General features: G+C 65.3%; 18 protein-coding genes, 1 tRNA gene and 2 pseudogenes. 8 read left to right on the forward strand and 13 right to left on the reverse strand.

Features of this window, described 5'->3' with window-relative positions; genetic code table 11:
- The 9 genes and pseudogenes from NBW77_RS18100 to NBW77_RS18140 form a co-directional block, all read right to left on the reverse strand.
- Window positions 1-257, reverse strand: a pseudogene (locus NBW77_RS18100) (glycosyltransferase family 2 protein); the annotation flags it as partial.
- A 169-nt stretch (window positions 258-426) separates the two neighbouring features.
- Window positions 427-1206: a hypothetical protein gene (locus NBW77_RS18105; RefSeq protein WP_131749515.1), complete on the reverse strand. Its 780-nt coding sequence runs from the start codon at window positions 1204-1206 to the stop codon at window positions 427-429.
- Window positions 1207-1537: 331 nt separating this feature from the next.
- Window positions 1538-3448, reverse strand: coding sequence for a N,N-dimethylformamidase beta subunit family domain-containing protein (locus NBW77_RS18110; RefSeq protein ID WP_165486365.1), 1911 nt, complete (start codon window positions 3446-3448; stop codon window positions 1538-1540).
- Window positions 3449-3463: 15 nt separating this feature from the next.
- Complete coding sequence (nodB, locus tag NBW77_RS18115; protein WP_349817043.1) at window positions 3464-4096, reverse strand: chitooligosaccharide deacetylase NodB; 633 nt, start codon at window positions 4094-4096, stop codon at window positions 3464-3466.
- Window positions 4093-4956, reverse strand: coding sequence for a helix-turn-helix transcriptional regulator (locus NBW77_RS18120; RefSeq protein ID WP_165486367.1), 864 nt, complete (start codon window positions 4954-4956; stop codon window positions 4093-4095). Before NBW77_RS18120 ends, nodB begins: the two co-directional genes overlap by 4 nt.
- Before the next feature lie 271 nt (window positions 4957-5227).
- On the reverse strand, window positions 5228-8521 hold the full coding sequence (locus tag NBW77_RS18125) for a type I polyketide synthase (protein WP_131749521.1): 3294 nt from the start codon (window positions 8519-8521) through the stop codon (window positions 5228-5230).
- A gap of 437 nt (window positions 8522-8958) precedes the next feature.
- Complete coding sequence (locus NBW77_RS18130; protein WP_131749523.1) at window positions 8959-10056, reverse strand: hypothetical protein; 1098 nt, start codon at window positions 10054-10056, stop codon at window positions 8959-8961.
- A gap of 420 nt (window positions 10057-10476) precedes the next feature.
- Window positions 10477-11676 carry an ABC transporter substrate-binding protein gene (locus NBW77_RS18135; RefSeq protein WP_131749525.1) on the reverse strand — a complete coding sequence of 400 codons (1200 nt, stop codon included), beginning with the start codon at window positions 11674-11676 and terminating at the stop codon, window positions 10477-10479.
- Window positions 11677-12022: 346 nt separating this feature from the next.
- Window positions 12023-12925 (reverse strand): AEC family transporter, encoded by a 903-nt coding sequence (locus NBW77_RS18140; RefSeq protein ID WP_131749527.1) that lies wholly within the window; start codon window positions 12923-12925, stop codon window positions 12023-12025.
- A gap of 201 nt (window positions 12926-13126) precedes the next feature.
- Here NBW77_RS18140 and NBW77_RS18145 point away from each other — a divergent pair, with 201 nt between their 5' ends.
- The 7 genes and pseudogenes from NBW77_RS18145 to NBW77_RS18175 all read left to right on the forward strand — a co-directional run.
- Window positions 13127-13834: a DedA family protein gene (locus NBW77_RS18145; RefSeq protein WP_131749529.1), complete on the forward strand. Its 708-nt coding sequence runs from the start codon at window positions 13127-13129 to the stop codon at window positions 13832-13834.
- A 419-nt stretch (window positions 13835-14253) separates the two neighbouring features.
- The gene (locus NBW77_RS18150) at window positions 14254-14796 is read left to right on the forward strand and encodes a YbhB/YbcL family Raf kinase inhibitor-like protein (protein WP_250280056.1); all 543 of its coding nucleotides are present in this window, start codon (window positions 14254-14256) and stop codon (window positions 14794-14796) included.
- Window positions 14797-14843: 47 nt separating this feature from the next.
- Window positions 14844-14975 carry a DLW-39 family protein gene (locus NBW77_RS18155; protein WP_131749531.1) on the forward strand — a complete coding sequence of 44 codons (132 nt, stop codon included), beginning with the start codon at window positions 14844-14846 and terminating at the stop codon, window positions 14973-14975.
- A 54-nt stretch (window positions 14976-15029) separates the two neighbouring features.
- Window positions 15030-15773 (forward strand): maleylpyruvate isomerase N-terminal domain-containing protein, encoded by a 744-nt coding sequence (locus NBW77_RS18160; RefSeq protein WP_131749533.1) that lies wholly within the window; start codon window positions 15030-15032, stop codon window positions 15771-15773.
- A gap of 946 nt (window positions 15774-16719) precedes the next feature.
- Window positions 16720-16792 (forward strand) — tRNA-Ala (locus tag NBW77_RS18165).
- A gap of 266 nt (window positions 16793-17058) precedes the next feature.
- Window positions 17059-17292, forward strand: a complete 234-nt coding sequence (locus NBW77_RS22885) for a hypothetical protein (protein ID WP_165486370.1) — start codon at window positions 17059-17061, stop codon at window positions 17290-17292.
- 210 nt (window positions 17293-17502) lie between these two features.
- Window positions 17503-17568 (forward strand): annotated as a pseudogene (locus tag NBW77_RS18175) (hypothetical protein); the annotation flags it as partial.
- 86 nt (window positions 17569-17654) lie between these two features.
- On the opposite strand, the gene NBW77_RS18180 reads toward NBW77_RS18175, so the two are convergent.
- Both NBW77_RS18180 and NBW77_RS18185 read right to left on the reverse strand, forming a co-directional pair.
- Entirely contained in the window at window positions 17655-19016 is a 1362-nt protein-coding gene (locus NBW77_RS18180) for a diacylglycerol/lipid kinase family protein (protein WP_131749537.1), read from the reverse strand.
- A 185-nt stretch (window positions 19017-19201) separates the two neighbouring features.
- Window positions 19202-19711, reverse strand: coding sequence for an NUDIX domain-containing protein (locus NBW77_RS18185; RefSeq protein WP_165486371.1), 510 nt, complete (start codon window positions 19709-19711; stop codon window positions 19202-19204).
- 235 nt (window positions 19712-19946) lie between these two features.
- On the opposite strand from NBW77_RS18185, the gene NBW77_RS18190 reads away from it, so the two are divergent.
- A complete protein-coding gene (locus NBW77_RS18190) occupies window positions 19947-20813 on the forward strand; it encodes a Sco1979 family transcriptional regulator (RefSeq protein ID WP_131749541.1) in 867 nt (288 codons plus the stop codon).
- 64 nt (window positions 20814-20877) lie between these two features.
- On the opposite strand, the gene NBW77_RS18195 is transcribed toward NBW77_RS18190, so the two are convergent.
- Both NBW77_RS18195 and NBW77_RS18200 read right to left on the reverse strand, forming a co-directional pair.
- The gene (locus tag NBW77_RS18195) at window positions 20878-21114 is read right to left on the reverse strand and encodes a DUF397 domain-containing protein (protein ID WP_131749543.1); all 237 of its coding nucleotides are present in this window, start codon (window positions 21112-21114) and stop codon (window positions 20878-20880) included.
- Between the two features lie 190 nt (window positions 21115-21304).
- A partial coding sequence (locus tag NBW77_RS18200; RefSeq protein WP_349817042.1) for a glycoside hydrolase family 15 protein occupies window positions 21305-21543 on the reverse strand: 239 nt, incomplete at its 5' end.

Below are 21543 nucleotides of genomic sequence, written 5' to 3' on the forward strand. Positions count from 1 at the left end.
GTGCCTTCGTAATCCTGGTTTGCGACGGAGCGCAGGCAGGATGCGAGCACCTCCGGTTGTTCGTTGAAGCAAGGTATGATCACATCGACTGTGAGCGATAAGGCGGTGGGTCCGACGTTTTTCGGTGTGGCTCGCTGCCGCCGGTGTGTCTGGTGGGCAAAGCGAACCTGCGTTGCGAGATGGCCGATGGTGAGGATGACGTAGGTCAACAGTACGCCGGTGAAAGCGCCGCGTAGGACCACGATTGTCGTGTGCATGGAGTCCTCCGTCGCAAGCGTCGGGCCGCTCGTGGGGCCGGGAAGGCACAGGGTTGGTGATAACGGATGCCGAGGACGGAGCTCTCGCATCGGATAGCTAAAGAGGGATGGATCTGACGGTACCGCCCCGGGTTTTGTCAGTTCGGGCTGCGGCACACCGTCATGGTGGTCAGGCAGCCAGCTCCCAGCGGTGCTCCTTTGCCAGAACCCGCTGCAGGTAGAGGCCGAGAACGGATCCGTAGATCAGATGCCCAGCAAAGGAAAGCCCGAGGGACTGCGGGCTGAGGGGGAAGAGCAGCTCCGCGCCGCGGGCAGACAGGGCGATGGTGCCCACCAGGCCTGACCAGATGAAGATGCCATAGCCGATGCCCAACTGGATCGGACGCCGGGCAAGAGCCGGGAACCGCCAGACGCCGATGACGCCGCACATCACGAAGAAGGCCATTCCGATGCCACCGCCGTCACCCACGTAGCGCCAGGCATAGCCGACCGGAATATTCGTGGGCACATCCCCGATGATCCATCCACCGAGCCGTGGGATGAAGTCCGGCCAGATTCCGGTGAATACCATGGGCATCCGCAGCGCATCATAGGCGGTGACAGCGATCAGTCCGGCCACAAGGCCCCAGACTGCCCATCTTGATTCCTCCGAACGGTGCAACGTCATCGCGAGCACGATTATGACGAGAGGCAGCACCAGAAAGCGCGCCGAGGCGCTGATCGGGAGAAGGCCGAAGATGTAGAGTGGGATGGACAGCACCGGTAAAGCGCCGGCGGTCATCAGGATTCCGACCCTCATCAGCGAGGCCGGTCGCCGTAGCAGGCCGCTTTCGGGCGCGAGCAGAACACGTGTGAAAGGCGATGAAACAGCGCCTTCGCGATGCTGTGTCGGAATACTCGCCGCAGTTGTGGTCATGGTTGAGCGGGCGGCAACGGTGGTCGTGCTCATGTCTTTCTCCCGTTCTGTTTCCGGCGCGAGGTGGTTCTTCAGCCCGAAGTCGCTGATCGTGGATATCGGGAGGACGCTCCCGGTTGCCGGCCGGGGCGCCGCCCCGGCATGTCCTCTGTGTTCCTGGTAATAGTTTCGCCGCCGGACTTCGACCGAAACAGACCGTATGTATGATGGTATGCACATACTGTGGGTATTTGATACCGGTATCAGCGATGCTGAGCATGATTATCCTGGTATTGGCAGTGCCAGGATCACGTCGGCGCATGTCCCGGGTCAGTCACCGGGATCGAAGCGCATTACCTCGGATCTGATCGTTATCGTCAGATCTTCAGCGGACGGCGTCGCGCCACCAGAGTTGGTCGGATGCCGTACTGATGATCAATTTTCCGGCGTGGCCGGCCAGCCCGGTGGCGGGCGCCGGGATGCCTCCGATCGCGGTCCAGGCGACATCATGCAGCACCGGAGGCCGCATCCAGAGGGTTTGATCCCGGGTGACGCAGTAGAGCCGGCCGCTGGTACTGGTCATGGCGATGACGTTGTCGGCGTGCCCCACCCGCGTCCAGACCTGCTTCTGGCCGATCCGGTCGAAGCGGAGGTAGACAAGATCGTTTTTGGTGGTCGCACCGAACAGCCCCTCGAAGCACGCCGCAAGCGCGGCCACCCCCGGCGCTGTCCCGATCTTGACCCAGTTGACGTCGTGGTGGACGGGCTCGCGCTGCCACAACTGGTCGTCCGTGGTCACGGCGTACAGGCAGACCGGTTGGCCGCCGGTGGCCTCGCGTGGACTGGCCATGGCGCGGACACGGCCCGCGTGCCCGATCCGGGTCCAGGCGAGGTTCTGGCCGACCGGGTCCCGGGCATACAGGATGTTCCCGGCGGTGGCGAACAAGGTGTTCTCGCAGGCGACGAGCGCGGTCACCGTGCTGGCGCGACCGATCCGCTCCCAGTTCGCGGCCGGCCACGGGTCACTCAGCCGGGTGAGGACATTACGGGTGATCCGGTCGACCGTTGGATCCGGGGAGCTACCGAGCCCGCCGCCCCATCCGGTCGTGGCGACGTTGAGCACTGTGCCGCCGCCGGGTGCCCGGAACACGCCCATGGTTGCGGCACCACCCTGCCCCAGACGGCGCCAGTCGGACAGGTCGGCCGTGGCGAGGACGACGAAGGTCGTGGGGGCACCATCTCGGCCGGTGACCCGGGGGATGCCGTTCTCCTCGACCATGTCGGCGGCGTCGGTTTCGTAACCGAGCGTCCCGGTCCCGAAGGTGTCACCGTCAGCCAGTCCGGTTCCCTCAAAGACCCAGTGATCGGCGAACCTCACCGTCCAGGCAGCGCTGGCCATCACTCCCATGTCGCCCCAGCAACCCGCGCCGCGGCGGAAGCTGGTACCGGTGAGGGCGTTCTCCGGGCGATTGACCGGCGCGCTGGACCACTCGACAGTGACACGGGCGTTGTCGACGCCGGTGAGCGGGTCTTCAGCGGCATCACGGTGGCAGACGAAGGTGCGGCCGTCGTCCTCAAGCCGGAACTGCCACCAGCAGGTGTTGCCCGTGAGAAACGCTATGTTGCCGCCGGAGGCCAGGAACTGCTCGGCGGCGTCGCGCATCTCGGCCGTCCAGTATTCGTCGTGGCCGACACAGACGAGTAGCTGGTAGGCGCGCAGCAGGTGCAGACCGTCGTGAAGGTCATCATGCAGGTCGAATCCGGAGCAGTAATCCACGGCGAACCCGCTGGTGGCGAGCCACCGCAGGATCGAATCCTCCCAACCCGGGCCGCTCGGACTCGGCCTGTGCAGGCTTACCCGCCGACCACGGTCGGGTTGCTCGCTCCAGTACGGAGAGGCGCCCGCGATGCCACCCCAGGCATATGCGTGAAAGGTGGGGAACGGAATCGACACCAGTACGCGGGCATGGGTACCAGGTTCGGCCGAACGCACCACGAAGAAGACCCGGCTCTGGCCCGGCGCTCCCGGGTCCAGATCGGCGACGTACAGGCTGCTCGGCCAGGACCGCGGAACATCGAGGGTGAATCCGACCGGCCAGCCCCGGTCGGCCGCGGGATCGTCAGGGGTTGGATGTGCGTCGACATGCACGGTGACCCGGGCCATCTCGTTGCCGGTGACGAACTCGGTGACCACCAGGGTCGCATCGGTTCCACCGCCCGAGTCCTCATTGAGATGGAGATCGAGACTGCTGCCCTGAAGAACCGACGTCTTCGCGGAATACACCTGTACACCCATGATGCAAACCGTTTTCTATGTCGGGTCCGGGGTTGATCCGGGTGTGGTCGGCGGGAACGGCAGGTCGAAGGCGAAACCCTGGCTACGTAACTCCGGAATAAGAAACCGCAGCGCTGTCACTGTCTGGTCGCGAATCCCGATCACCCCGGTTTCCGGCATCTCGGCGGGCGGGCACCCGTCATGCAGGAGGATGATTCCTCCCGGCCAAAGTTGATCCCGCACCGTCCTCATGATCGATTCTATGCCCGGCCTGGACCAGTCACGCGGATCGACCGTCCATCCGAGCGGTTGCAGCCCGTATTCACGGCTGATGCGCTGTGCGGCCTCGGTCCAGATACCGTATGGTGGGCGTAGGCGTCCGACATGTGCTCCAGGAGCGGCAGTTGCTATCCTGCGGCTGGTCTCCGCGAATTCCCATTGAATCTGGCACGGATCGCATTGTGACAGGTCGGGATGCGTCATCGTGTGGTTGGCCACATCATGGCCGTCCGATATCATTCGTCGGATGAGTGAAGGATTCTCGGTAACATAAGTGCCGATCACGCAGAACGTGGCCACCACATTGTTCTCGGCGAGCGGGTCGGCTATCCGACGGGTGCGCGGTACGGGTCCGGCCCGTCGTCCCGGGCGGGTACCATGCGTGATCAGTGGATAAGTCCCTGGCTGACGCTGTGACCGGGCCCATCGGCCGCGGCCGGCACATCCTCCTCGTCGTCCGGGATGGGAAGATGGAAAGCGATTCCGATACCGTCCAGCCCGGCCGGGTAGGCGACGACGAGGTTCATCGCCTGAACCCCGAGCTGCGGATGGCGTAACCAGCGGACGCGGGGTGCCTGGCTACGGATCTCGTGGTCGGACCACCACTTTCTCATCTCGGGACAGGCGCTCTTCAATTCGGCGATCAGTTGGGCCAGCCGTCGGTCTCCCGGTCTGGCTGCCGATACCGTGCGGAGGCGGCCCACCACGTCTCGCGCTTCTTCCTCCCACATCACCAGGCGCTCGCGTGCCTCAGGCTCCATGAGTGTCCACCAGACGGTGTTGCGATGCTCGTCTGATAACTTGGCAAAGTCCGTGTACCATTCAGTAGCGGCATCGTTCCAGGCCAGCACATCGGCGATCTGGTTGGCCACGAAGACGGGGTTGGCGTTGTAGCCTTGAGCGATCTGCCAGAGCAGCGCCTCTGCAGCAGGTTCGCGTAACAGGCTGTCTTTGAGCGGTCGTTGTCCGTAGGCGAGCATGTAAATGTAGCTACGTTCTTCCTCGTCCAGCTGCAGCATCCGGGCGAGGCTGTCGAGCACCTCGTGCGAAGGGTGAATGTCACGCCCCTGCTCGAGGTAGGTGTACCAGGTCGGGCTCAGCCCGGCGAGAACAGCGACCTCCTCGCGTCTCAGGCCGGTCGTCCGCCGCCGCCTCCCTGCGGGGAGGCCGACGCTCTCGGGCTCGATACGTTCTCGACGGCTGCGCAGAAACGCGCCCAGCTCGCGACGGCGATGATCGTCGTCCGCCACGCTACACCTCACTGTCCGCCAGCTGATACTTACGTCGTAAGGGCTGACGGCTCAGTATAGTAGGCAAACCCCTTCCGGGTTGGCTTCATGTTGTCGTGAGGCGACGATGAACGTTCCTTGTTGCAACGGCAGGATGTTCGTGCAGGCAGGCCGCTTGTGGATGCCTATGCCGCATAGCTGCCGGCCCTCTCCCGAGAGACCTTGAACTCTCAAGGGAGGGCCGGCTGTCGTGTGTCGGAGGTCGGTCAGGGGGAACCGCCGTTACGTGGGGTTACGCGGTCAATACTTTTATCTGCGATTTCCCGAGTTCCGTTGGAACCAGTAGCGCTTGTGACGAGCTGACTCCTGCTCGGTTCCACAGTGACGATTCCGTCGGGATGTAGGTTACCCGACCTACCATTCGGTTCGTTGCCGGGCGAGCCTGGCAGGCGTGAGCCCACACATCGGCCGCGAACTGTTCGAGGTTGGCGCCCCGCAGCAGGCCCACGACAGGTACCTTGATCCCGAGATCCTGTTCGATTCGCGTATGCAGCTCGGCAGCCAGCAGTGAATCGAGCCCGATCTTCGTGAGCGGTCGCTTCGTGTTCGCACTGTCTGCTGACAGACCCAGTACTACGGCGACCTGCTCGACGAGGTACCGACTGACCCCTTCAAAGGACTGGGTCGGTCCTTGCGAGGTTTCTGGATTCACTGCCGCGCCGAGCTCGTCCGAGGGCTGTCGTTGCTCCGGCACGGAAACGACCGGTACCGGCCGGACTGACGGGACTGACGGGACTGACGGGACTGCGCTGACCGGGTGGACCGTCGTGTCGCGAAAGCCGCCACCGCTGGACGAGGTCCCGGTCGCGTCGCCGATCCAGTAGCGCCGGCGCTGCCAGGGATAGGTGGGCAGCGACACGAACGTACCTGTACCGCCTCGCAGTGCCGTCCAGTCGGGCTCGTATCCGAGGGTGAAGAGGGTCCCGACCGCTTCGAGTACCGTCATCCGCTCTGAGTCGTTCCTGTTCAGCGGGCAGAGCGCGGTACCGGCCGCCCCGGCCACATCGATGATCTCCGCGATCGGGTTGACCAGCATCGGATGGGGGCCCATCTCGATGAACACCGTCTCCGCGTCGTCCAGAACGGCGTGCACGGCAGAGGAGAACCGCACCGGCTCCCGGAGGTTGCGGAACCAGTAGTCGGAGTCGAACCCGATCCCGTCCGTCCGCTCGCCCGTGACCGTCGACTGGATGGGGATGTCGCCCGCTTGGGGCCGTACATCCGCCAACGTCCGCATCAGCTCATCGCGCAGTGGGTCCATCTGGGGGCTGTGCGAGGCGACGTCCACCTGAACGGGCCTGCAGAAGACCCCGCGTTCCCGCAGCGGCCTGGTAAGTCGTTCCAGCGCATCGGGAGAACCGGAGAGGACCACCGAGGAGTCGCTGTTGGTGACCGCCACGGACACCTCGCCATCAAAGCCCACGAGCATGCGCTGCGCCTCCTGCATGCTCAGCTGCACCGAGACCATGGCGCCCTGCCCGCTGACCGTGCGCAGGATCTTGCTCCGTCGGCAGATGACCGCTGCCGCGTCCGCCAGGGTGAGGGCGCCTGCGACGCAGGCAGCGGCGACTTCACCCATGCTGTGGCCGATCACGACGTCGGGTTCGAAGCCCAGCTCCCGCCACATGGCCGCAAGCCCGACCTCGACAGACCACAGAACCGGCTGGACCACGTCGATCCCGGAAAGCGACTCATCCGCCATGAGGCATTCGATCACTGACCAGCCGGTCTCGTTTCGCACGGCCGCATCGCATTCTTCGACCGCCGCACGGAAGGTCGGCGATGACTCCAGCAGCTCGCGGCCCATGCCCACCCACTGTGATCCCTGGCCGGGGAAGACAAATGCGATCTTCAGATGGTCGCCGTCCGTGTCGGGGCCGATGGACACCCCGTCGACGTTTCGCCCGTCCAGGACCGCACGAAGACGCTCGGCCATCTCGGCACGGGTCCGGCCGACAACCGCCATCCGGTGCTCGTGGTGGGTGCGGTGCATGCCGGCGTTCCAGCAGATGTCCGCCAGGGACGGCTGCTGGCCGGTGGCGTCCCCGTCAAGATGACGGAGGTACGCCCGTACCAGGTCGGGCAGGGCCGCGGGCGTGCGCGCCGACAGGGGTAGCAGCACCGGCCGGTCGTCATCGTCCTCGCTCGGGTTGCGAACACTGTTCGCGGCAGTCTGGTCGTGCGGTGCTTCGGCGAGGACGACGTGCACGTTGGTCCCGGACAGCCCGAACGCACTGACGCCGCCCAGACGTGGCCGTCCACGGTCCGGCCAGCGACGGACGGTCGTGGCGAGAACGATCGGAAGGTCGTCCCAGGGCACGGCCGGGTTGGGCTCGGCGATGTGCAGGCTGGCGGGGATGGTGCGGTGGTGCAGGCTCAACGCCACCTTGATGATCCCTACCATCCCGGCGGCACCCTCGGTGTGACCGATGTTGGACTTTGCCGATCCGAGTATGCAGGGCTGGTCGCTGGGCCGCCCTTCGCTCAGGACTTCCGCGATGGCGGTGAGTTCGATCTGATCACCCATGACCGTCCCGGTGCCGTGGGCCTCGATGTAGTCGATGTCGTGAGGCTCGACGCCCGCGTTGTGGTACGCGGTGCGCAGCATCTCGACCTGGCTCTCGACGCTTGGCGCCGTCACGGAGCCTCCGCTGCGGCCGTCGTTGGTGATACCGCTGCCGCGGATGACGGCGTAGACCCGGTCGCCGTCGGCGAGGGCGTCCTGCAGCGACTTCAGGATCACCACCGCTATGCCCTCACTACGGACGTAGCCGTCCGCGGCTGCGTCCCCGAACCGGGACCGGCCGTACCGAGAGAGCACCCCGGCCTGGGATAACGCGATCGACAGGTCCGGCGTCAACATGATGTTGACGCCGCCGGCCAGCGCGAGCGTGCTCTCACCGGAACGGATGCTCTGGCATGCCATGTGGATGGCGAGCAGGGATGAGGCGCAGGTCGCGTCCAGCGCCATGCTCGGTCCACGAAGGTCGAATGCGTAGGAGAGACGTCCCGCGGCGGTGCCGCGGCCCTCCGCTCCGATGGCACTGTGCATGTCGCAGATCCCGGCCTCGCGCAGCAGCTCGGAATACTGGGTGGACAGGTAGGCCAGGAAGACCGAGGTACGGCTGCCGGCCAGGGAGTCCCGCGTCTGCCCCGCGTCCTCGAACGCCTCCCACGACGTCTCCAGTAAGAGGCGTTGCTGAGGGTCCATCCGCGCGGCTTCCCGGGGCGAGATGTCGAAGAAGTCCGCGTCGAAGGCGTCGATGTCCTCAAGAAACCCGCCCGCGCGGCTCGCGATCCGTCCCGGGGTACCTGGGCGAGGGTCGTAGAGCGCACCGAATGAACGTTCGTCGGGGATCTGGGTCACGGTGTCGGAGCCGGTCCGCAGGACGTGCCAGAACTCGTCCGAGCCATGAGCTCCTGGAAGTCGGCAACCGATACCGACGATGGCTACCGGCTCGGGGACTGCCGAAGCTGGGCGTCCTGCGCCGTGCCGCTGTCCGGTCAGTGCTGGCTTCCGGGTCATCGCTCGGTACCTTCCTATCGTGGCCGTCGGTGGTTGCTGACCGCGGTGGCGTTTGGAAGGCCCGTATAGGGGCTCTGTTGTTCGTCACGTTGGCCTGCGCAAGCCCATGGTGTGACGAACGTAACAAGTTAACCAGACTGTAGTTTACGCTGGCATCGCGACTACCTGGTATCGGCCGCCCGTTGTGGTACTGGCATCGGCTGCCTGGTACCGGTGGCCGCTCCGATGCAGGTACTGCCAGTTCCTGGAACCGGTCTTCTGTTGCTCACAGTAATGAGATCGGACATGTGAGCGGCTCGCCTCCGGGGCGAGGAAGTGAGCCGCTCATGGGCACGGACTGCCGTGCCACATGTCGGATCGAGTGTCCTGCGAGAGATCCGCATCCGGCGCAGGGGGAGAAGAAATCGCTCCTTTCATGGCGGGAGATTCGGACATCTTCACAGCAGTGAGAAAGCTTGCGGAACTCCTTCGGCAGGTAGCTCCAGCGCATTGCGGAAGGACCCGAAAGGGCTGTCGGGCATCAGCTCGCTGACCGGCTGTGGGCCGTTTTCGGACAGGATGCCGGCCAGCGCTGTCACATATGGCGCATAGCGTGATCGCCAGCGGTGAAAGGTCGTCTTCGCCGCCAGATAGTCCCGTTCGGAAGATATCCCGGAGTCGGCCAGTCTGGCGATGGTCGTCCAGAAGGAGCGTTCCTCCCGTCCGTGCAGGCTCAGCGTCGTCCGAACCGTCGTGACCTGTAGATCCTTGGCCATTTCCTGGACAAACGCGCAGCCTGCCGCGAGCAGCGGACGCGTTGGCGGCGGCTCGATCCCTGGCGTCAGGGAATCTATCAGTGCCGCCACATCCAGGACGATCAGGGTTGCGTCCAGCCACGACAGATCGGGCAATGACGGCAATGTGAGTAACTCGGGGTAGCTTTGGTGGCTGAAACGCAGGTCCGTAATCCAGAGCTGCCAGGTGCTCAGCAACCGGTCCAGTGAATCGTGCGTTCCGTCACGCACGTAGCTGACGATGATTTTCTCGGCGTCGAGGCATGACCGTGCTTCATTGGAAAGTACCCATACGAGCCTTTCGCGCCGCTGGTAGGCGGACGCGACAGTCATGATCCGAGCCAGCGATACCCCGGAGATCAGAAACAGGCAGGTCCAGACCGCCACGGTGAAGCCGTTGGGGTCCCAACGCATACCGTCGACCTGCCCCAGTACATACGTGACAGCCCGAACGTCCGTGGGTGCGGCCCCCACCGACACGGCCAGTAGTGCCATGCCGATTACCGTGCCTGCCCCCCATATCAGTGGAGGAATGATCAGGGCGATCGGGCCGACCATCCTGAACAGCAGCATGCGCCCCTTCTCGCCAGGCAGGTGCCAGCCGATCCGCCGTGCAACCAGAGTCAGTCGCAGTACCGTCCTGGACACGAGCCGGGATGGGCGGCCGTGGGACGCGACGACTGTCTGGAGCAGGCTGCGGCCGGTCGCGGCAAGGACGACCAGCCCGGCCACGAAGGCCGTCGTCCCGGTCCCGGGGTTCAACGCCTTCTCCTTGTGGGAGGAGTCGGCATAGGGCGTGGCAGGGGCTCGGCCCTGCCTCTTGCTCTTGTCATCTCGCTCGCTCTCCTGTGGCTGTCCGTATTGACGTTCATTACGAGGGTCGCTCACGGGCGAGGACAAAGACAGAACGAGCTGATGCTGGTACTCGGAGTTCCAGATCAAACAGTGCCAGTTCGCCTGTATAGAAACTCGCGGCGAGGGCCCGGCATACCCCTGTATGAGGCAGACCGGGCCCTCGATGGTAAAGGCGGTTCAGCGCACCGCGTCAGGAGGTCAGGATCTGCCGAAGGCAGGCACCAGGCCTCCTGACGGCGGTGTACCAGGCCTCCTGGCGGCGGTGTACCAGGCCTCCTGGCGGCGGTGTACCAGGCCGCGAGGTTGATCCCTTTGATCGGAGCTGGATCAGGACGCTGGGCAGAACGGATCCGGCTGCTGCACCTGGAAGCCTGTACCGTTCGCGTTCACCTGCACGAAGTGGTTGCATCGGACCGGCTCCCGGAAGCGACCAAGGTCGAGTGCCGGGCTGATCAACCCACCGCCGTCGTAGTTGTGGACGTTGCGGAGGTTGGTGATGAACGACTCGCGGCTCGGGCAGGAGCCGGCCAGCTGCAGCCCTCGGATGGCCATGTCCGCGATCAACCACCCGTCGAGGGAAAGCTGGGAGTTGGCGGGTTGCTCCTCAGGGGCGTAATCGGCCATTGCCCGGAGGAATGCCTGATGGACCGGGAGGTTCTGTTCGAAGGGCGCTGTGATCATCGCGAGGTAGCTGCCCGCGAGCTGGGGGCCATAGCTCTGTAGAAGAGCCGGCTCGTACCCGGTTACCGAGAGGATGACCTTCAACGGCACGCCGACCTCGCGGGCGGCAGTGACAATCTTGGCAAAAAGGTCGACGCTGAGCCCCCCGGTCAGTACGTCAACCCCCTTGGCCTTCATGGCGAGTGCGACAGCCCTCAGGTCCGAACCGGTCACCGACACGGGCTCGTTGTAGGCGATCTGGATACCCGCCGCGGTCAGGCTTTGCGACTCTTTTTTTGCAAAATTAGCCGTTACCGGCACGAACTGAAGTGACAGAACCGCGGCCTTGGTGCCCCCGTGCTGCTTGACGAACTGACCCCAGCTGGGAGGCGGCTCGGTTTCGCTGAAAAACATACCGAAGGTGAACATATTGGGTAATCTGGTCCAGACGGGGTCTCCACCTACACCTGTAACCGGTACACCCGACTTGTTCAGATAGTCGGCGGACGCCTGCTCGGCGACGCTTCCCTCGAGGACGGCGAAGTCGTGTGAATTCTCGATGAGTTGGCGTGCGCCGGTCAGATTGCCCTCGGCGCTGCCTGTGTCGTCCGCTCTGTCGTAGACGAGCTTGCGCCCGTTCACCCCGCCGCGGGCGTTCTCGAGGTCCAGTCGGGCGTTCACCCCGGACCGCAGGTCGACGAACTGCTTTGCGGTTGGTCCGGTGTTGGGGCTGAGTAGCCCGAGGCGGACTTCGTTCGCGCTCACGCCGGGTGACGTACACGCCGGGCTACCACCCGCTCCCTGCGAGCCGGCGGTGGCGCATCCGGCCGCCAGGGCGAGCGCGAACACGGATAAGAGCGCACCCATGCGGCGAGGACGTAACCCCGTCTTGGGGAAGGGGTATGTCGGATATGGCAATGATCTCTCCCTTGCAATTCTTGATCGCAAGGCAACTTACCATAAAGTAAGATTTATCACTTAATGATGACTATTGGTCAATTAGAATCTGATTCTTGGTCATATATTGGTTGTTGTTGTTATTGTTTGGATAAATTATTGGCCTTTGTTGGGTTTCAGGGATTATCCAAGCCACCGCTTGGGGTCCTGGGGGATTATGTAAACGGATCTTCCTCTCGTCGGTTGGTCTCGGGTTCAGGTGGAGCCGGTGCGTTCACCGTGGGCAGTGGCCGGCACGCCGATGATCACCAGGTGGTCAGCGTTGCAGGATCCAGGACCAGACGGGCAACGTCAGCAGGGACACCGGAACACCCACGCCGACCATCATGCTGGGCAACGGGGTTGCCAGTTTGTAACGGGCCGCGATCATTGCTCCGGCGACCATCGGTGGCATCGCCGTCTCGAAAAGCGCCACCTGCACACTGTGGTCGCCGAGGGCGCCTGCCAGGGCATAGACGCCGAACACCAGTGCGGGGCCGACCACGAGTTTGACCATCAGGCCGATCGCGATCTCCCGTCGCCAGACACGTGCCGCGTCGATGCGCAACTGCAGACCGATCGAGAACAGAGCCAGCGGGGTGAGCGTCGAACCCAGGGTCGTCAGAGCCTGGGTGAGCCAGTCGGGGAAGTCCACCGGACGCAGCGCGAGGCCGGACAGCAGAGCGATCAGTGCGGGGGCCGAGAGCAGGCGTCGGACGACATCCCACGGCGTGACGCCGGCACCGGAGGCCGTCGCAGCCACGGCGATGACCACTGTCCCCACGATGACGAACGAGCCGAGCTGGTCGACGAGCAGTGCGACAGGAACCGAGCCGGCGCCGAAGAACACCGTCACCATCGGGATCCCGACGAAGGACGTGTTGGCCACGGCGGCCGTGGCGATCAGCGCGCCGACGACGTCCCTGCGCAGGTGCAGGACTCGGCCGATTCCCAGGAACATGGCGATACTGAAAGCGAACAGCAGGTAGGGCCCGGCGACGACAAGTAACAGATTGGCGGGGAACTTCACGCTGTGTAACACCCGTAACGCCAGGGCGGGCAGGGCGATGTCGAGAACCCAGACATTGATCACCTGATGGGCATTGTCCGGTACCCGCTCGCGCCGCCGGACGACAACGCCCGCGACCAGGCCGACGATCAATACCACCAATGCGGACACTTCGGTATCCTTTCAGGCAGAAGTGTCAATTTTTGACAGATGTGTCGGACAACACCGGGCTGCCGATATCCCTATCGGCGTCGCTGGATATGCTGTCCGGCGGGCAGGCGCCAGCTGCCTTCTTGAACTGCGGCCCGGCCGAGGCGGAACCGAATCGGCCGCGAGCCGTGCGTCCTGAGCAGCTCCGGAGGATCCGCCACAGTGTCCACGCTTGCCTCGACCACCCTCGCGCTCGGCCCGAGCTTCCTGGACGCGCAGCACCTCGCCAAGGCGGGTCTGATCGTCGTGATGCTGATCGCCTTCGCCGAGTCCGGCCTGCTGGTCGGCTTTTTCCTACCGGGTGACTCGCTGCTGTTCACGGTCGGGCTGCTTATCTCGAACCGCACGCTGTCCACTCCGTTGTGGGTGGCCTGCGTGCTGATCTCGATCGCCGCGATCCTCGGTGACCAGACAGGCTTCCTGTTCGGACGGAAGGTCGGGCCGACGCTCTTCCGGCGTCCGGACTCAAGGTTGTTCAAACAGGAGAACGTCGAGAAGGCCCGCGACTTCTTCGAGAAGTACGGCCCCCGCTCGGTGATCCTTGCCCGGTTCGTTCCGATCGTGCGGACGTTCACCCCGATCATCGCCGGTGTCAGCGGGATGAACTACCGGCTGTTCCTCATGTTCAACATCATCGGTGGGCTGCTGTGGGGTAGCGGGGTGACAGTGATCGGCTACTTCCTCGGAAAGGTGGACTTTGTCGCGAACAACGTCGAGGCCATCTTCATCGGGATCGTGCTGTTGTCGGTCATCCCGATCGGGTTCGAGCTGCTTCGCGCCCGGCGCCGGGCAGCCGAATCGAGGAAGGACGGCGCCCCGGGGAAAAGCAGCGTCCCGGCGGGGGACCGCCAACACGGGGGGAGTCGGTAGTCGCCCCACCGGGACGTTCTCACCCTAGCTGGCCGGAGGGCCGCACGTCCCACTTGGCACCCAAAACCCCGTAACGAAACCGGGTTCTCCCTTTGAGTGACCGGACGGATTGTCCTGGCGTTCATAAGGCCGTTTTTGGGATCTTTTCGTAGCTGGAGCCGGGTCGGGCAGCGTTGGACGCGGTGCAGCAGGACAGATGTCGTGCCCGGGTCGGCCACCCCGACCTTCACGCGGCCGACCTTCACACAAACACCCGGACTGGACTCGTCGTGGCTGGTCTGACCGAGGTACATCCGGAGTCCGCCTCGCCGTTCCCGGCTGTGTGGTCGGGCTGTGTCGTCGGGCAGTGCGGCGGCAGGATGGCGGCAGGATGGCGGCACCGCTGTAACGGCCATATGACAACAGAAAGAGGATGACTGATGTCTCTGCTCGACCGCGGGACTCCTCCGGACCCGTTCGATGTTCTCCCCGGCGCACCGCCGTTCACTGTCACAAGCGATGACATCACCGACGGGGAGGCGCTCGCCACGGAGTTCGTGCACACCAGCGCCGGGGGTAGGAACACCTCACCGCATCTGCGCTGGACGGGTTTCCCCCAGGTGACGGCGAGTTTCGCCGTCACCTGCTTCGACCCGGATGCCCCGACAGGTAGCGGTTTCTGGCACTGGACGTTGGTCGACATCCCGGCTTCGGTGACGGAACTGCCCCACGGGGTGGCAAGCGGCGATCTTTCGGGGCTGCCGGCCGGCTCGTTCCATGTCCGCAACGACTACGGGACGGCCGATTTCGGCGGCGCCGCACCGCCGGCAGGCGACCGACCACACCGTTACGTGTTCGCGGTCCATGCGGTCGACATCGGCTCGCTCGGCGTCGACCGCTCGGTCACGCCGGCCGTCGTGGGATTCAACCTGGCATTTCACACCCTTGCCCGGGGTGTCCTGCGGACCACCTATCAGCGCTGACACGTACCGGTGGGCAGGGATCGCCGGACGCGGGTAGGTTGACGGACATGCTTCGCAAGCTCGTAGTTCTCGGGGTTGTCGCGGGTGCCGGTGCGGTGGCGACCGTTGTGCGTCGCCGCCGGGGCAAGGACGAAGTCGACCTCTGGCACGAGGCCACCACCGCCATCAACCTGACCTGACCTGACCGTTGGCGTCAGTCCGATGTCGGTGACTCGACCGGATCCGGGTTCCTGATGACAGGGATGGCCGCGGGTCCGGTTCCGCACGCCTGGATCGCGGGCTGCCGTGCGTCCCACCGTGGTATGGCGGAGGTGACCGCGGCAGTCACCGACGCCCGGGCGCACCTCCCGTCGCTACTGCCCGGCTGGACGGTGGGGCACCTACTCACGCACCTCGCACGCAATGCGGACGCCAACACCGGGATGGTCACCGCGGCGTGCCAGGGCGGGATCCGGCCAATGTACCTCGGCGGGGCCACCCAGCGGGACGGTGACATAGAGGCAGGTTCGGGGCGGTCCGCCGCGGCTCTGGGCGAGGATCTACGGTCCGCGGTCGCGCGGCTTGAGGCCGCCTGGTCAACGGCTGACAAAGCAACCTGGGTCACCGGCGTGGGGCTGCGGCACGGACGTGTGCTGACCCTGGCGGACCTGGTCGTCCACCGCTGGCGTGAGGTCGAGGTCCACCTGGTTGACCTGGGGTTGGTCGACCTCGGCGGTCCCGCCTGGGACGGGCTGGCCGCGGACTATGTGGACGCCGAATGGGAGTTGACCCTGCGCGACCTCGGGCCTCGGCTGCCTGAGAGGACCACCGTGGTGCTCGCGCCCGGGGACCGTCCGTCACGCGCCTTCGGCGCCGGCGCTGAAACCGGTGCCGGGGATGAACGGATCGTGATTGAGGCGCCGGTGGGCCGCATCCTGCAGTGGCTTACCGGCCGTGGTGGCGAGGAGTCCTGGCCGGATCTGCGCCCCTGGTTCTGAGGGGCAAGTCCGTCACTGGTGGTGTTGTGGTTGAGTTCTCTTTGACATCCCTTGGGTTGCGTTACCGTTTGTGTCTGCTTTGTGGACGAAGTGTCTCGCGACTTTGGCTGTCGGACGGGGACGTACGGGATCCGCCCGTGCGTTTGGAAGCTGGCTCCGGGAGTGACGGGAACGGATGACAGGTGACAGCGGCGCGCGCACCGGAAGATCACGAAGTTTTGTCGGCTCTGTCGAGCCCGACGACGGAGCTCCCCGGCCTCGCGAGGTCGCAGTCAGCGCCGGACTGGGCGGATTCGCGGCCGTAGTGCTGCTGGTTGTCTCGGTGGTCGTTCCTGGAAGCGGGCGGCATGAGGCTACATCGGTCCGTCCGATCACGCAAGGTGATGGTCCGGTGGAGGTTGTGCCGATCTCGCCGGGTGCCGTGGCCTCCCCCGAGCTCGACGAGCCGGACCCGGCATCCGCAGCTCCGACACGGTTGATGATCCCCCTGGGAGGAAACGCGGCGTCGAGGGCTGCCGGTGCCCCGTTTGCGGCCCGGGCGGTCGTACCGACGACCGAGCCGGCCAGTGCCGCTGCGCGGGACGGCGAGTCTGTGGAGGTAGGGGCATCGGTAGGGGCCGGGGCACCGGTGGCCGCCGGGATCTCGATGGAGGCTGGAGCGTCGGTGCCGGCTGCGGTACCCACTCCGGTCGCATCGCCTTCGGTCGCACCGGAGCCCGCCTCGACGGCTGGCGCGGCCGAACTGACGAACGCGACCGCATCCTCCAGTCCGGCTTCGCCGCAACCCGGGCCGACCCCCTCCTGTCGGGATGATTCGGGTCTTTTCGGATCTCTGCTGCGTTCCCTGGGCTTCGGGACCTGCAGCACCTGACAGGTCCCCGCGTTCCCCGGGCCGGTACCGGCCCGGGGGCGCCCGCGTGTCGTACTCTTGGTCTGGGTTCCCTACGGGGGCGTAGCTCAATTGGCAGAGCACTGCCTTTGCAAGGCAGGGGTTAGGGGTTCAAGTCCCCTCGTCTCCACAGGCGCTTTGGCCGATCGTTGACCTTCATCGGTCATCGTCAGTCAGCGGATCGTCAGCAGGGTCCGTCAGCGGGGTCCGTCAGCGCCACCCGAAGCCGATCGTGGTAGTCCTTCGGCCGATGGGTGTAGCGGTTCAAGATCGTACTCGCACGCTCATGCCCGAGCGTGGCCACCGGGAGAATGTAGCCAACCATGTAGCCAAAATGCGCTACCTGCGGCTATCTGCGGCGATCGGGACCGCGGGGATTGCGGCCCGCGGGAGGGGTTGTTCAGCCCAGATGGTCTTGCCGGTAAGGGTCTGGCGGGTGCCCCATCGTTGGGTGAGCTGGGCGACGAGGAGCAGTCCGCGGCCACCCTCGTCGAAGATGCGGGCCTGGCGCAGGTGGGGTGCGGTGCTGCTGGCATCCGAGACCTCGCAGATGAGGGTGTTGTCCTGGATCAGTCGCAGCTGGATGGGGTCACCGCCGTAACGGATGGCATTGGTGACCAGTTCGCTTGACCCAGGACATCTACCGCAGCACCGTGATCCCCGGTCGCCACGGGTTGCGCTGCCCTGACTTCGCCGGCGTTCGGGTACGGGAAAAGGAACTGGACACCGTCGCCTGGCTGTACCTGCCCGGCCGTGCCCCGCCGGCCGTGCCCCGCCGGCCGTGCCCCGCCGGCCATGCCCCGCCGACCGTGGACGATCCGCTCGTTGCACGGCCCGACGATGCTGGACCTGTCCTGCCAACTCGTGGTGTTGCTCGCCGGTGAGACCGGAGCCGGAGAGATCACCGGCGACGGTGTACTCGGCATCAGCCGGGCTTTCCTGATAGCCGGCGCGACATCGCCGGAGGCTGGCGATGAGGGCGCCGGCGCAGGTCATGCAGGTTCGGCCCCGACTGTCGTGACTGACCGCGACGGTCGTCCGGCGGCGATACGTGCCAGGACGGGGAGTGCTGCCAGTACACCTGGGCGGGCCGCGGTCACCCCGGGCGCGTGCGGCGGTATCCGTACCCGTAGTGCCGCCGGCAGGGAACGGAACTCCAGCGGAGGCGTCAGTTGCAGCGCCTCCCCGTCGACGCCGACGCTCACCGGACCGGACGAGTCCACCCGCAGGGCCTGCGAGGTCCACTGACGGAACCCGTGGAACCGGTGCAGTGCTCCGACCGACTCGAGCGCCACCAGTGCCGGCACGTCGCGGGCGCGGTCGACGCGCACGGCGACGACGCCGAGCTCTCCGGCGTCGAGCCTCGGTCGGGTACCGAGCGCGTTGAGGCTACGCAGGTGGTAGGCGTTGTTCGACACGAGCAGCACGTCGGCGGTTGGCTCCGGGGTGCCGTCCGGGCCGATGAAGCGCAGGTCTGGTGGTGTGCCGGTCGGGCCGAGCAGACCGGGCAGCATGTCGGTGACCGTGCCGAGTTTGGCGTCACGATATGCGTCGGACCGCACGATCTCGGCGTAGATGCCCAGCGAGGCGTTGTTGACGAACACCCGGTCACCGATCTGACCAAGATCTATACACCGTTCCACGGCGCCGCCGAAAGCGTCCAGAGCGCCGGCGACGTCGCCGCGGTCGAGGCCCAGGTCGACAGCGAAGTGATTGCGGGTGCCGGCCGGGACGCAGACGAAGGCGACGTCGTGCCGACGGGCCACATCGGCGACGAGGGCCTGCGACCCGTCGCCGCCGGCCATGCCGATCACGTCGGCTCCGTCGGTGACCGCGTTTTCGGCAAGCGTGCGCAGGTCATGGCCGGGCGTGAGTGTCATGGTGACCACGCCACGTCGTTGCGCCTCATCGATGAGGTGGTGTCGTCCCGCTGCGCCACCTCCCGAGCGGGGGTTGACGATGAGTACACCGTGCCGGGCCGGCGGGACCTGGATCCCCGATGGACGGTGCCGCCCGAAGGCGGCACGCGCCCCGAGACCGGAGGCGACGACCAGGGCGATTACAACGATCATCGTTGTGATTCCGGCAGCGGTGAGGAACAGCACCAGCGCGATGAGGGCAACAGCCGCGACGGCGGTTGCCAGCAGGCGGCGCACGCCCCGATTGACCAGCGCAAGCCACGTGGCCAGTACGGTGACCACCAGTGTGGGGATACAGACCAGTAGGACTACCGGATCGTCCACCAGACCCGCGATCCCGACAGCCATGGCGGCAGCGAAGCACAACAACGCCGCAGTCGCGGCGGCCCGCCGCGCGGGTGACGGTCGGGCGTCCGAGGAAACATGGTCGGCCATACCGGCTCCGTCGCAACTGGCAGCCGCCAACAGGGCGGCCGGATGGGATTGTCTCTACACCGGTCGAGCATGGCGGTTGCCGACAAGTCAGGGCTCACCCATACCGCATGACATGCGTTGCGTGATCTACAGGGTCATCTCGGACGCTTTTCCACGAACGGGCCAGCCGTTCGTGGGCATCGGGTTCATGACGTCGCACGCACTCCAGGGACGCCGCGCAGTCGGGGGACGGCACCGACCCGTTGGGGATTCCATCCCAGCTCCGAGTACATCTCATTGTCCTGCCACCTGGCGAGCGCCTCCCGGTCGAGATCGGTGAGAGACTCCGGCAGGGCGTCCACGTGATGCCACTGGACACGGCTTACCCGAAGGTCTCGGCCGGGCGTCGGCATCCCACGCCAGTGCGTCAACCGGAAGAACAGTCCCAGCCGTTCGTCGGTACCGTTGAACCGATGGTGTGCCACATGCGCCAGCCACACGTGCGCCGGCATAGTCATCACCGACACCGTCTCGTCGGCGACCCGGAGCACAGCTTCGATCGACGGTTCACCACCGTTCAGCTCACCCCATGGCAGCCGCCATGTCGAGTCCGGGTCGGTGGAACGGACCATCAGAACCGATCCGTCCGCGCGCCACATCAGTATATGAACGTCGATGGGCAGCCCTGTCCCGCGGTTGGAGCCGTTGATCGTCATCGCCGGACCCCGCTGGGGATGACGTCGTCCCCAGCGGGCGGGCATGTGCCGTGGGCTGTCATCACGGCCTCCCGGAATCTCACTTGTGCGACGCGAACGAACGTGCATCCACATCATGGCGTTCGTGGCGTGCAAATGCAACGATCGGGTGCACGTGCAGCGGGGCTTGGGAGTTGCCGGCACCGGAAGATCGGATGGCATACTGTTGGGTTGACCGATGCCAAGGGGGCGGGGCGTGACCACAGTTGAGTCGGGTGGTGGTCCGACTGTGCGTCGGATTCTCCTCGGCTCCCAGCTCCGTCGGCTTCGCGAGGACAAGGGTATAAGCCGGGAAGACGCCGGTTACCACATCCGCGCTTCCGAGTCGAAGATCAGCCGCCTTGAGTTGGGGCGGGTCGGCTTCAAGGAACGCGACGTGGCCGACCTGCTGACCCTCTACGGCGTCACGGACGAAACCGAACGCGCGCCGCTGTTAGCCCTGGTCCGGGAGGCCAACAAACCGGGTTGGTGGCACAACTACACTGACGTCCTGCCTGGTTGGTTCCAGCCGTACGTCGGGCTGGAGGAAGCGGCGACGCTGATCCGAACCTACGAGGTTCAGTTCATCCCGGGCCTGCTCCAGACCGAGGAGTACGCCCGCGCCGTAATAGCTCAAGGTCACCAAAATGTGTCACCTGATCTCATCGAGCGCCGCGTCAGCGTACGGCTGAACCGCCAGAAGCTCCTTGCCCGGCCGGAGCCTCCCCGGCTGTGGGTGGTGGTGGACGAGGCCGTGCTACGACGTCCGATCGGCGGACCCAAGGTGATGCGCGCCCAGCTGGAGCAGCTCATCACCCTCGCGGAACAGCCGAACGTCAGCCTCCAGATGATGCCTTTCCACTTCGGCGGCCATGCCGCCGAAGGTGGCGCGTTCACCGTTCTGCGGTTTCCCGAGGCGGACCTGCCGGACGTGGTCTACCTCGAGCAGCTCGGTAGTGCGGTCTACCTGGACAAGCGGGAGGACGTGGATCGCTACATGGAGGCGATGAACCGTCTCTGCGTTGACAGCCTGTCTCCGGCCGGCACCGTCGGCGCACTCAATAAGATCATCGGCGAGTTTTAGCCGGACCAGGTTCCCGCACCATCGCCTTGCGATACTGCGGGAACCTGGTGTTCGGTGACGCAGGCTATTTGATGATGTCGTCGAAGTCGCCATCCTTGATACCGAGTATGAGCGCTTCGATCTCGGCGTGTGTGTAGACCAGCGCGGGGCCGTTCGGATACCTGGAGTTGCGGACCGCGAAAGCGTCCGATGACAGCCTGGCCATCTCCACGCAGTTTCCCATCGAATTGCTGTGCCGGCTTTTCTGCCATCTGACCCGTGGTAGGGCGGCGGCGGACATGCCGTTGTGGATCTCGTCCAAGTGGGTCTCCTGGAGCAGGAGCGTTGATGGGTGCACATGCACGTTACTTCAGCGCAGGATACAGCACAGCCATCCGCACGTGCATCTGCATGCGGGACGTCCATCGGCAGGCCGGCTCGGGGACGTGTCCACCCCGGACCGGCCTGCCGCGACATCGGCGATCCCACACCAACAGGGAGATCAATGGAGATCAGCGGTGAGCGGATCTGTCCATGCCGGCAAGGCTGACCTCACGGCCGAACCGGCTACGGGCCTCCGGTTGGTCCAGTCGCCGGTTGAGATCAACGGCCGCATTGATCATTGCCAGGTGAGTGAACGCCTGCGGGAAGTTGCCGAGCTGTTCACCGGTGAGCCCGATCTCCTCGGAATAAAGGCCGAGATGGTTGGCGTAGGTGTGCATCTTCTCGAAGACCAGCTGGGCTTCCTCAA

Source organism: Frankia sp. Cppng1_Ct_nod (genome assembly GCF_920656135.1).
Taxonomy (GTDB): domain Bacteria; phylum Actinomycetota; class Actinomycetes; order Frankiales; family Frankiaceae; genus Protofrankia; species Protofrankia meridionalis.